9 protein-coding genes and 1 CRISPR repeat array (1 of these 10 cut by a window edge) are annotated in these 12512 nt (G+C 54.9%); of the genes, 7 read left to right on the top strand and 2 right to left on the bottom strand.

Annotation, left to right across the window (positions count from 1 at the left end; all coding sequences use genetic code 11):
* Positions 1-8: 8 nt before the first annotated feature.
* Together rapA and cysZ are read right to left on the bottom strand one after the other, a co-directional pair.
* On the bottom strand, positions 9-2870 hold the full coding sequence (gene rapA / locus MIH19_RS20335) for an RNA polymerase-associated protein RapA (RefSeq protein ID WP_249006590.1): 2862 nt from the start codon (positions 2868-2870) through the stop codon (positions 9-11).
* A 24-nt stretch (positions 2871-2894) separates the two neighbouring features.
* On the bottom strand, positions 2895-3644 hold the full coding sequence (cysZ, locus tag MIH19_RS20340; RefSeq protein ID WP_249006591.1) for a sulfate transporter CysZ: 750 nt from the start codon (positions 3642-3644) through the stop codon (positions 2895-2897).
* An 88-nt stretch (positions 3645-3732) separates the two neighbouring features.
* Here cysZ and MIH19_RS20345 point away from each other — a divergent pair, with 88 nt between their 5' ends.
* The 7 genes from MIH19_RS20345 to MIH19_RS20375 all read left to right on the top strand — a co-directional run bounded on the left by MIH19_RS20345 (position 3733) and on the right by MIH19_RS20375 (position 11884).
* Positions 3733-4119: a VanZ family protein gene (locus MIH19_RS20345; protein WP_249006592.1), complete on the top strand. Its 387-nt coding sequence runs from the start codon at positions 3733-3735 to the stop codon at positions 4117-4119.
* Between the two features lie 381 nt (positions 4120-4500).
* Positions 4501-5610 carry a tRNA 2-selenouridine(34) synthase MnmH gene (gene mnmH, locus MIH19_RS20350; protein ID WP_249006593.1) on the top strand — a complete coding sequence of 370 codons (1110 nt, stop codon included), beginning with the start codon at positions 4501-4503 and terminating at the stop codon, positions 5608-5610.
* Positions 5611-5636: 26 nt separating this feature from the next.
* Positions 5637-6470, top strand: a complete 834-nt coding sequence (locus tag MIH19_RS20355) for a mechanosensitive ion channel domain-containing protein (protein WP_249006594.1) — start codon at positions 5637-5639, stop codon at positions 6468-6470.
* 102 nt (positions 6471-6572) lie between these two features.
* Complete coding sequence (locus MIH19_RS20360; protein WP_249006595.1) at positions 6573-7112, top strand: YbaK/EbsC family protein; 540 nt, start codon at positions 6573-6575, stop codon at positions 7110-7112.
* Between the two features lie 101 nt (positions 7113-7213).
* Positions 7214-8449 (top strand): FAD-dependent monooxygenase, encoded by a 1236-nt coding sequence (locus MIH19_RS20365; protein WP_249006596.1) that lies wholly within the window; start codon positions 7214-7216, stop codon positions 8447-8449.
* Positions 8450-8499: 50 nt separating this feature from the next.
* A complete protein-coding gene (locus MIH19_RS20370) occupies positions 8500-8865 on the top strand; it encodes a histidine triad nucleotide-binding protein (protein ID WP_249006597.1) in 366 nt (121 codons plus the stop codon).
* 277 nt (positions 8866-9142) lie between these two features.
* Positions 9143-11884, top strand: a complete 2742-nt coding sequence (locus MIH19_RS20375; protein WP_249006598.1) for an EAL domain-containing protein — start codon at positions 9143-9145, stop codon at positions 11882-11884.
* 228 nt (positions 11885-12112) lie between these two features.
* A CRISPR array of direct repeats spans positions 12113-12512; the repeat unit is 27 nt; unit sequence TTTCTAAGCCGCCTGTGCGGCGGTGAA; it runs 2809 nt beyond the window's last position.

The following is a 12512-nucleotide window of genomic DNA, read 5'->3' on the forward strand; positions in this document are numbered from 1 at the left end:
TCACCGCATCAGGCGGTTACAATCACTCTGATGCCTTCCAACGCCAGGGTGGCGTGCCCTATTGCTTCGCGGGCGGCTGCCAACTGGGTTCGGAAATACTCGATTTCCTCATCACGAATCGCCGGGTTCACCGCCTGCAAGGCTTCCAGACGGCGTATTTCCGGGCCGAACATTGCGTCCACCTGCGCCAGTGCTTTTTGTTGCAGCGGTTGCAGGTGCGGCTCAGCCAGGCGCTGGGAGTGGTCCACCATGGTTTCAACCTGGGCACGAATTTGCGGCACAATTGCCTGTGCCGTGCGTCGGCGAATGTTAGAGCACATATCGTTCAGGCGGTCATGGGGCAAGGCTTTTGACAAGTCTTTGCCGGTGACATCCACCAGCAAACGTAGCGGCGACACCGGCAGATAACGAGTCAACTGAAGAGCGTCTGGAGCCGGGCAATGCACCGTGAACAGGGCTTCCATCAGCAGGGTACCGGCCGGCAAAGCTTTCACCGACATGGTTGCCAGCGCGGCTTTACCCAATCCGGAACTGGTCACCGACTCCATAATGCCGGTCACCATCGGGTGCTCCCAGCTCATAAACGCCAGGTCTTCGCGCTCCAGCGCGCGGTCCCGTTCCCAGGTGACGGTTATGCCGTCTTCGGGCAAGCCGTCCACGTGCCCGGCCTGGTACTGCTCGCCCGGACGCAGCACGTCCGAATGTTCGGAATGGTCTTCTACATCCACACCCAGAATGTCGAAGGCTTCCATCATATAATCGCGTACGGCCGCAGCTGATTCTTCGGCTTCAATGGCATCAATCAAACGTTGCGCCGGTTCGTTGCGGCAGGAGTTCAGCTCAATCAGCGCATCGCGGCCATTCTGCAGCAGGGTTTTCAAGCGCGCAGTTTCCGCCGCAGAAGCGCTCACCAGGATTTCCAGAGCGGCTTCGTCGCCCGCCAGCGACTGCTGCCAGGCCTCGGCTACCGACTCCTGCACGGCCACACCCACACTGCAACTTTCTGCAAAGGCGTTCAGGCCACGCTGGAACCATTGGTACTGCACTTCCTGACTGGTGCCTTCCAGATACGGGATATGAATATCAATGGCGCTGGTTTGGCCGATACGGTCCAGGCGGCCAATGCGCTGCTCCAGCAGGTCCGGGTTGGCCGGCAGATCAAACAACACCAAATGATGGGCAAACTGGAAGTTACGGCCTTCGCTGCCGATCTCGGAGCAAATCAGCGCTTGGGCGCCCTGCTCAGAGTCAGCAAAATAAGCTGCGGCGCGGTCGCGCTCGATCAGGTCTAAATGTTCGTGGAACGCAGCGCTGCGAATGCCGGCGCGCAGTTGAAGATAGTGCTCCAGCGCCATAGCCGTGCTGGCGTGGGCACAAATTACCACCACTTTTGCCGGGCGCAGGCCCGCCAGTGTTTTTTGCAACCAGGCTACGCGTGGGTCTTGCGCTAGCCACTGCTCTTCGTCGGGCTCGTTACGTTCGGGAGTCAGGCCGTCAATGCCGCGGGTGAAGCCGCTGTAGAGTTCGGGGCACGGCAGTGGCACCGGGTGTGGGAGACGCTCGGGAAAGCCCTGAATAGCAGCGCGCGTGTTACGAAACAACACCCGGCCGGTGCCGTGGCGATCGAGTAAAGCGTCAATAATCGCCTGATGGGGGTCGCTCTCAGCCAACAGCTGGGGCAAGTGCGAACCCAGCCACTGCTCTAGAATTTTCTGGTCGTCGCTTGCGGTGGTGTGTTCGGACTGCAATCGGCGCACCACAGCGTTGACCGCTTCGTACTGGCTTTCCTGTTCGCGGAACGCCTGTAAATCGTGGAACCGCGCAGGATCCAGCAAGCGCAGGCGTGCAAAATGGCTGACCAGCCCCACCTGTTCTGGCGTTGCGGTCAGCAGCAGCAGGCCCTGGCTCGCCGCCGCCAGATTTTCAATTGTTTGATATTCCGCACTAACATGGCTTTCACTCCAGGCCAGGTGGTGCGCTTCATCAACAATCAGCAGGTCCCAGCCGGCCGCTATGGCGTCGTTTCGGGCTTGTTCAGTGGCGGTCAGAAAACTCTGGCTACACAACACCAGCTGCTCACTTTCAAATGGGTTTTCCCGACCTTCTTCGCCGAATATATGGCTCATCAGAGCATCCACGTCGCTCTGCTGTTCTTTGATGGCGTCATAACGGCCTTGATCAACAATGGAGAAACGCAGATTGAAGCGCCGCAGCATTTCAACCAGCCATTGGTGAATCAGCGAGTCTGGCACTACTACCAAGGCCCGCCGGGCGCGGCCCGTATGCAGCTGATAGTGCAGAATCAAACCGGCCTCAATGGTTTTGCCCAGGCCTACTTCGTCGGCCAACAGTACCCGCGGGGCAAAACGCCGGGCCACTTCGCCGGCAATATAAAGCTGATGGGGCAAATGCTGGGTGCGGGCGCCAATCAGGCCCTCGGCCGGCGAGGCCCGCAGACGGTCAAGATGGTTCAACGTGGAAAAACGGAGCCGAAAGGCACCGTTACGGTCAAACTGTCCGGCGAACAGGCGCTGATGGGGGGCCGAAAAGTTCACCGTTCCGCTGAGCTTCACCTCAGAAACCATCTGAATTTTTTCGCCATCATCGGCGTGGTAAACCAGCAAACCGGCCATGTCTTCCACCGCGCGCACGATGTAGCTTCCACCATCGAAGGTTTCGATGGTTTCACCCAGCTGATAAATAATGCGCGACAAGGGCGCGTTGTCGGTGGCGTAAGTACGCTCTTCGTCAGCCGCCGGAAAACCAAGGGTCACCCTGCGTCCGGAAATATCTGTAACTATGCCCAAACCCAGGGCTGTATCGCTGTGGCTAACCCAGCGCTGACCAATGACAAAATCCGACGTTTCCAAGCAACCTCCAAATCCTAATTCTAATCAAAAACGTGCGGAACCTTGTTCACGCACCCATAACGCCGTGGCACCGCACACCGCTGCCGGCACCACAAACAAATTCAATACCGGCACCATGGCCGCCAGCGCTACCGGCAGCCCAAAACCCAAAGCCAACAGACGGCGCTCGGCCAGCATCTGTTTTAACACCGGGAAACGGGTTTTGTGATTATCTGCCGGGTAATCCACGTACTGCAGCGCCATCATCCAACTGTTGAACACGAACCACAGCACCACCGCCACTAGGTTCACCACCGGAATCAGGCCCAAAATGAGCAGACCCAGAGCACGGGGCAGGTAATAGATGATTTTCTGCAATTCGCGCCACAGTGAGCGCGGAATGTCTTTAACAATACCCGCCCAGCCTTCGTCGCCGCCTATTGGTTGGCCGGTCAGGTGCTGCTCGCAGCGCTCGGCCAAGTAGCCATAAAAGGGTGCACCAATCAGGTTCGCCACAATCACAAAACCGTAAGCCAGCAACAACACAATAACCGCGCCGTAAAGCAACCAGAACAGCCAGTCCAGCGCTTGCAGCCAAGCCCAGTCTGGCAACCAGCCCATAGCCGTCGCAATCAGACCGGAAAATAAGTCACCCAGATAAAAAAACAGCAGGCTGAACAGCAGAATGTTGATCAGCAGGGGGATAATCACAAAAAGGCGAAGCCCGGGTTGCCGAATCAGGCCAAAACCCTCGCCCAGATATCCCAATCCGCGAAAAAAGTTACCATTGAACATGGCGCAAAAACCTTGGTTGCAGTGACATTGACGGGCTGCAAAGCATATCATGTTGCGGTCTTTGCCACAGCTGGAACAAACAATCGATATGCTTTTAACAACCACGAAACAACGGCTTGCACAATTACTCCGCTTACGCGCCCTGTGGAGATTTGCGCTACTGGCGTCTATTGCCGCTATTCTGTTTCTGGCCACGACCGCAGGCCCGCTACCGGTGCCCTCTGCGCAAAGCGACAAGGTCAATCACCTGATCGCCTTTCTGGAGCTCACGCTGTTGATGCGTTTGGGCTGGCCGCAGCTGAAACCGCTCTACTTCATCCCGCTGTTGCTGGGCTTCGGCATGCTGATAGAAATTGTGCAAGCCACCTTGCCCTACCGCGACTTTTCCCTGGCTGACGTGGCCGCTGACGCCGCCGGCATCGCTGCGGGAATGCTGATTTGGCCTTGGCTGCAAAAATTCAACGCGCGATATTGAACGATTTACGAGTCAGTGTAAGCATTCTCTTACAAATCGGTTGTTTTCTTGGCTTTTTATTAGTGGGCAAATACAACATAAAGCAAAATATATTATTATAGATTATTGATTAGTAAATAATTTAAATCGAACGCCCGTGTATTTTATAGCGCTATAATCCGAAGGTATAATCTACCAAACGCTCTGTATTGGTAATATAGCGTTGATCACGGACGATGTATGCACCACGGAGTGGGCCAAGGACCAGCAACACGGCAGTTGCACATTGCGCAGGGATGCGCCGACCTATCATCAAAAGCGGTCTTTTTTATACCAGCCGCAGCACAATCGCACTAACTGCTCTATACTTCGTTGCCAATCTGGCCAGTTTACTTTTCTTTTATGACCCGCAGACAAGACACCGACGATTACCTTTCGCTATTTCTGAACAACACACCGCTGCTAGACGTGCGTGCGCCTGTCGAATTCGACAAGGGCCATCTTCCCGGTGCCATTAACGCACCGCTGATGAACGACGACGAGCGCCACCTTGTTGGAATTTGTTACAAAGAGCAGGGCCAAAGTAAAGCCATTGAGCTGGGCCACCAGCTGGTGCAGGGCGACATCAAGGCTCAGCGCATTGAAGCCTGGAAACACTTTTGCACCCAACATCCAGACGGCTACCTGTACTGTTTCCGCGGCGGCCTGCGCTCACATCTTTCACGCCAGTGGATTGCCCAAGCGGGCATTAACTATCCGCTGGTGGAAGGCGGCTACAAAGCCATGCGCCGGTTCCTGATCGATCAGCTAGAACAGCAGATTGCCAGCGAGACGTTTTACATCCTCAGCGGCCGCACCGGCACTGGCAAAACCCGCGTATTGCACACCCTGCCCAACCCGGTGGATCTCGAAGGCCTGGCCAATCACCGCGGTTCCAGCTTTGGCCGACAGGTAACGCCACAGCCCACGCAAATCAACTTCGAAAATCAGCTTGCGGTTGCCATGCTGCACGCCAGGCATCATCACGGCGGCCCCATTTATCTGGAAGACGAAAGCCGTCTTGTGGGGCATTGCGCGCTGCCCGTCAGCCTGCGGGAGCGCATGGCTGCGGCACCGTTGGCCGTGCTGGACCGGCCAATGGCCGAACGCATTGATATTATTCGCCAAGACTATGTCGAAAATATGCTGGCCGACTACACGAACCTCGATGGCGAAGATGCCGGCTGGCTAAATTTTAGCGACTACCTTTTGAGCGCGCTCGATCGCATTCGTAAGCGCCTGGGCGGTGAACGCCATCAGCAACTGCGCAGCATGATGGAGTCCGCACTGGCGCAACAGGCAGAGAACGGCAACAGCAACGGTCATAACGCCTGGATACACAGCCTGCTAGAGCATTACTACGACCCAATGTACGATTACCAGCTGGCCCGCAAACCGGGCACAGTGATTATGCATGGCGGCCCGGACGCCATCGCACAGTGGGCCAAACAAGCCCACCCGCGTATTTTATAAAACGAGAATTTCACAAGGAGTTAGTAATGGAAGATTTATTTAGCGCCGAAGGCCGCGCCGCAGAACTGGCAGACCAGGCCATCACACTGGTCATGGCCTACGCGCCCAAAGTGGTACTGGCCATCATCACCCTGATTGTGGGCATGTGGCTGGTTAACCGGTTTGTTAACGTTCTGGACTCAAAACTTGGCAAGAAAGACCCCACGCTGAACAAGTTTCTGTGTGGGCTGATCAATGCCATTCTCAAGGTTCTCCTGCTGATTTCTGTTGCCTCTATGATCGGCATTGCGACCACCTCATTCATTGCCGTTATTGGTGCTGCCGGCCTGGCTGTCGGCCTTGCCCTGCAGGGCAGTCTCGGAAATTTTGCTGGTGGTGTGCTGATTCTGATTTTCAAGCCCTTCAAGGTGGGAGATACCATTGAAGCCCAAGGGTTCCTTGGCGCTGTGGATGAGATCAGCATTCTGTATACAATTGTTAATACCTTCGACAATCGCCGCGTTGTAATCCCGAATGGTAGCCTGTCTAACGCTACGCTGGTTAACGTCAGCATCTACGACAAGCGTCGGTGTGACATGACCTTCGGTATCGGTTATGACGATGACATCGACAAAGCCAAAGGAATACTCAAACAGCTGATGGAAGAGGACGAACGCTCACTCAGCGACCCTGCTCCGCGAATTTGTGTGGGCAGTCTCGGCGACAGCTCCGTTAACCTGATGTTCCGGGTGTGGGTCGCGACGGATAACCTCTGGCCTTATTACTGGGACATGCAGGAAAAAGTCAAAAAAGCGTTCGATGCTGCGGATATCACGATTCCCTTCCCCCAGCGCGATGTGCACATGTACAAGGCTGAATAGGGCTGAGCGCAAAAAGCCTACAGCCGAGTTTCGCAATCCCTGAAACCTCGGCTAAGCTCATCAGTAACAGCAGCTGCCGTTACTGATGAGGAGGCCGCCACCATGCCCGCAAACGCTTTAAAACAATACCTCGACAGCGCAGGCGTAGAATACTTGTGCATGCTGCACCCACCCGCATTCAGTGCGCGCCAATTGGCGAGGCACGTTGGTATTGCCGGAGACCGGGTGGTTAAAACCGTGATCATCGAGCTGGATGGCAAAATGGCCATGCTGGTGATGCCCGCCACCTGGCGCGTGCGCTGGCAGCGGCTGTCACAGATTCTCGACACCGATTTTGTTGAGCTGGCCGATGAACAGGCGTTCCAAAACCTGTTCCCTCAATGCGAAGTAGGCGCCATGCCGCCCTTTGGCGAGCTCTACGGTATGAACGTGTATTGCGCCGAAGCGCTAACCCAGCAGCCCGAACTGGCGTTCGCCGCCGGCAGCCACAGCAAATCCATTCACATGAAAACCACCGACTTTCTGGCTCTTGCCCAGCCGATGATTCTGAACCAGGGTTTTAACAAACCCGGTGTTGCCAAACCGGCGTGGCTGGTAAAACGCAAACAACCGGCCGCCTCTGGGTCTGCCCAGGCACTGTAATTTTCCCTATCGTTGCTATAGCGGCATGACCGCATAACAACTCCGCGGCTTGCCTGTTCGTTGCCATCGCGTAAACTGATAACAACAAACAGGAACCCGATATGACTCAAGCATTTGATATTGCGGTTGTCGGTGCCGGCATGGTGGGTGCAGCCCTTGCGACAGGCTTGGGCCGCAACGGTTTTCGCGTGGCGCTGATTGACTTCGCTAACGCTCCCGAATTTGTGCCAGGCAGCACGCCAGATATCCGCGTGTCGGCCCTTAGCGCCGGTAGTGAACGCTACCTGCGAAGCCTACAGGCCTGGGACGCCGTTCTGGCCATGCGCGCCACGCCCTATCGCCGCCTGGCGGTGTGGGACCAGTCCTCGCACCCGCTCACCCGGCTGCTGCCAAAGCCCCTGGCACGGGTGGAATTCAACGCCGACAAGCTGGGCGCCAGCCACCTTGGCCACATCGTAGAAAACAGCGTTACTCAAGCAGCTCTCTGGCAGGCCGCAAGTACCCAGCCGAACATCACTTTAATGCCGGGCGTTGCGGTGACCAATCTCACCCAGAACCACGATCACGCTCGGCTGGACTTGGATAACGCCACCGCTATTGCAGCAACCCTGGTGGTAGGCGCCGACGGAGCCCAATCCCGGGTGCGCGATCTCGCCGGCATTGGTGTCACCCGCAGCCAATACGATCAACAAGCCATGGTGATTTCTGTTCGTTACCGCGGCGCGGTGGAAGACATCACCTGGCAGGGCTTTTTACCCTCTGGCCCGCGGGCCTTTTTGCCCTTGCACACAGCCGGCAAGGAATTTCCCGGCGAAAGCTGGGGCTCGCTGGTGTGGTACGACGCCCCCGCGCGGATTGCACAGCTCAAAGCTATGCCCACCGAACAGCTGATGGCCGAAATTCAACGGGAATTTCCCCAGCCGCTGCCAGAGCTAACGCATATAGACACCCGCGCCAGCTTCCCCATTGCCCGCCAGCACGCCAAACACTATTGCCAGGGCCGTGTGGTCTTGGCCGGCGATGCGGCTCACACCATCAACCCGTTGGCCGGTCAAGGCGTGAACCTGGGCTTTCAAGACGCCCAATGCCTGCAACAGCTATTGACCGTTGCCCGCAACAACGGCACCGACTTGGCCGACTCCGCCTTACTGAGCCAATACGAACACCAGCGCCGACCCGCTAACCGCCGCATGATGCTGGCTATGGATGCCTTCTACCACCTGTTCAGCAACCGAGTTCCTCCGCTGCACCTGTTGCGTAACCTGGGCCTGGGCGCGGCGCAGGCACTGCCTTTCGCCCGCAACCGCGTAGCCCGTTACGCCATGGGTCTGGATTGAACGTCACTTTTTAACCCACTTCCTACCTCATTTTAAACAAGGAGCCTGTTATGTCAGAAACTCTTTTTACCAAGATCATTAACCGGGAAATTCCCGCCGACATCGTGTACGAAGACGACACCACCCTGGCGTTTCGCGACATTAACCCGCAAGCCCCCGTGCACCTGCTGATTATTCCGAAAAAGCACATTGCGACTATTAACGACATCACCGAAGACGATCGGGAGCTGGTGGGCAATCTGTATTACGTGGCCGCCAAGCTGGCCAAAGAAATGGGCTTCGCCGAAGACGGCTACCGAACCGTCATGAACTGCGGCGAAAACTCCGGCCAAACGGTGTTCCACATTCACCTGCATCTGCTGGCCGGTAAACCTATGGGGTGGCCGCCTTACTCCGACAAAATGAAGCAGGCGTAGAGCAAGCACTGTTTGAGCAAATCAAAAGCGGCGCCTGCAACGGGCGCCCCTTTTTGCAGCTGTTCGACGTTCATTTACGGAGCTTTTTTGAACAAAAATGCGAAAGGGTTTTTCATGTTGGGGTTCTCTGGATAGTTGGCAGAAAGCAAAATCACTGCTTACTACTGTTTACTCACATCTTTTGATTTTGAGTTGCTATAACTCGCTCAGCGTTTACTTTGCTGGGTGCTTGAATTTGTTGCCAAATGCCAAAAATAACGACTAATGAGCAGTCTGAATGAAAAAGCAAGAAAACAGGACGAGATCGAGCTCTGCCGCGCCTTATCGTCTTCCCATTGCGTTGTATATTTTTGCGTTGCTCGGCCTAGTGGTTTCCGCTGGTTACGTCGCTCAAAACACCTACAAACAGGCTACAGAGACTGCAATAGGTCGCTCTGTCGCCCGCGCTGATCTGACGGCTGAACTGGTTGCAAACAGGCTGCTTTCTAGCAGGTACGGCTTGCGGGCTCTCGACGGATTTGTTCACCAGCCAAACACTTTACCTGAGATGCTCTCCGAATCTTTTGCCAGATTATCCTTGTCCGATGGCCAAAGCATCGCCATTCTGGACCAATCTATGAAACTGGTGGCCCGTATCCCAACTGCTCCCGGAGATACGTCCAGCTTGGGAAAGGTCGTCAACCGTCTGGAAATTCGTCGTTTTATTGACAGTGGTTCCAGCAGCTATCAGGCGGTTTTCGAGTCACATATTGATGGTGAGAAAAGGTTTTACGCGTTCAAACGTGTGCCGGGTGCTCCCTACATTATTGCCGTTGGCGAGAAAACCTCAGTAGCATTACAAGGCTGGCAACAGAGCCTTTGGGCTGGAACCAGCGGCATTTTACTGGTTGCGGTTATTGGCCTGTTTTTTCTGAGGCAGTTCTGCCGAAGACTGTCTGTTCAGAATGCATTATTGCGCGAAAACCAGGAGCGCAGGGTTTTGCAACAAAAGGCACAGGCCAATGAGACTCGATTACAGGCCCTTATTAATTCCATTCCGGATTTGATCTTTGTGTTCGATGAGCAAGGAAAGTTTGCCTTTGTTCATGCGCCAGACGAAAGCCAGCTACCAATGCCGGTGGACAGGCTGCTTGGACTACATTACCGCAAAGTGCTGCCGCCAGAGCTTGCCAGCCGATTTGATCAAATTTCAGCGGACATCAAACAATCACGGAAAGTCCGCGATTTTGAATATCAGTTGTTTTCTAAAAGTGAGCCCCGCGACTTTGAAGCTAGAATAAGCTCGCTACAAGGCATTAGTGGCCATTACAGCGGTTTCCTGGCCGTGGTGCGAGATGTCACCGAAAACAAGCTTCATGAAGCTGAGCTGCGCATTGCGTCCGCCGCGTTCGAGACCCATCTCGGCATTATGATAACCGATGCAAGCGGCGTGATATTGAGAGCCAATAAAACATTTTCACGCATTACCGGTTATGCCGAGCATGAGATTTTGGGGAAGAACCCGAGCGTCCTTCAATCCGGCCTGCAAGACACTCCGTTTTATCTTCATCTCTGGGCCCGCGTTGAGAAAAACGGCTCGTGGGAAGGTGAAATATGGAATCTCAAAAAAGACGGAGAAGCGTTCGTCGAATGGCTGACGATCACTGCAATTTATGGAAAATCGGGCATCGTCCAGAACTACGTAGGGACCTTTCACGATATCACCAAACGCAAGAAAGCCGAGCGGGAGGCGCATCGATTGGCTTTCTACGATTCGCTGACGGGGCTCGCGAATAGGGCACTTCTTAAGGAGAGAATCTCTGAGGTTTGCAAAGCCAACACTCGACAGAATACCCATGCTGCCCTTTTGTATGTCGATGTTGAGCAGCTGCGTGCGGTTAACGATGCCAGGGGATATGGGTTTGGTGACCTGGTCCTGAAGGCCATTGCTGAGCAGCTCGGTACCATGGTGCGTGAGAGTGATACTCTTGCTCGCATCGGAGGTGACGAATTTGCCATCCTGCTGTCCAATCTTAATTCTTCACAGGACGTTGCCGCGCGCGTGACAGAGGGCGTTGCGAACAAAATCCTTGATGCCTTCAACCGCCCGATTGATGTTCTGCAACAGAAAATACAGGTGAATATCAGTATCGGTATCGCCCTGATTGACGGACGTAACTCTCCTTGCAATCAACAACTTCAGAAAGCTGAGCAAGCCACTCAGCAGGCGAAAGAGCGGGCAAGACTTCGGGGTGAAAAGCGCATCTCATTCTTCGATCCTGAAATACAGGCCCAGGTTGTTCAGCACGTTCTTCTGGAAGAGGAACTGCGGAACGCGTTGGCGGAAGAGCAACTTGTGCTCTATTACCAGCCCCAGATCCGCAACCCGAATCAGCTGGTCGGCTACGAAGTACTCTTGCGCTGGCGTCACCCGAAACGGGGCATAGTATCCCCCGGTGTTTTCATTCCAATAGCCGAACAGAGCCGGCTTATTCTGCCGATCGGCCGGTGGATTATCGAACAGGCCTGTGAAAAGTTGGCGGCGTGGCAATCAGAACCGGCCAGCTCCGGGCTCAGTCTTGCGGTTAATGTCAGCATCGTTCAGTTTCAGAGTGATAACTTCGTAGAACATGTGGGCCGGATTCTTGAAAAAACAGGTGCGCCACCACGCCTGCTGAAACTTGAGGTGACCGAGAGCCTGCTAATGAATGACCCCGAGCGGATCACCGAGATGATGAATCGTCTCCGTTCTATGGGCGTTCGTTTTTCGTTGGACGACTTTGGCACAGGGTATTCTTCGATGAGCTATCTCAACCGATTGCCTCTGGATCAGATCAAGATAGATCAGTCGTTTATAAGTGAGGTAACGAACAACCTGGCAAGCTCCGCCATTGTGGAGTCCATAATCGGGCTGGCCAAGGGGCTAAATCTGGAGGTCATTGCCGAAGGGGTAGAAACGGAAGAGCAGAGAAACTGGCTGGCGAATCATGGATGCCAGAATTTTCAGGGGTACTTGTTTGGCCAGCCGGAAGAGATTTGAGATTTGAGTGTTGGGGTTTCGTTTGACCAGAAAAGTCATATCCGTTCGAATTGAGGGAATCTGCGACTTTTTTTGTACAGGCGGAATTTATCCAGGTTTTATCTTTCAGGCGAATGAACCCCACGCGACAATAAACCAGTTGAGCTATTAGGAGTGGCCTATCTAACCGGAAAAACGAACGACTGCGACGGTGAACAGTGCGAAGTCCATTAGTTCATTCCCTGGTTATTTCTAAGCCGCCTGTGCGGCGGTGAACAATCCGCCACTTGGTTGCCCGGCGGGGTGTAGTTTCTAAGCCGCCTGTGCGGCGGTGAAAAAAATGGCATTCACTGCGGCGGGAACAATTGATTTCTAAGCCGCCTGTGCGGCGGTGAACAATCTGTGCGAACGACTACAGCACTGCGCACATTTCTAAGCCGCCTGTGCGGCGGTGAACGAGCCTCACGGCGTCCTGAAGCGCTTGCAATGTTTCTAAGCCGCCTGTGCGGCGGTGAATACGCCGCAATGGGCTACGCCTGCGGGTTTATCTTTCTAAGCCGCCTGTGCGGCGGTGAACACACGACAAGGGGAAGACATTGTTTGCCGGATTTTCTAAGCCGCCTGTGCGGCGGTGAACGCCCACGGATCG

The sequence above is a fragment of the Marinobacter sp. M1C genome, assembly GCF_023314135.1.
In the GTDB taxonomy this organism is placed as follows: Bacteria; Pseudomonadota; Gammaproteobacteria; order Pseudomonadales; family Oleiphilaceae; genus Marinobacter.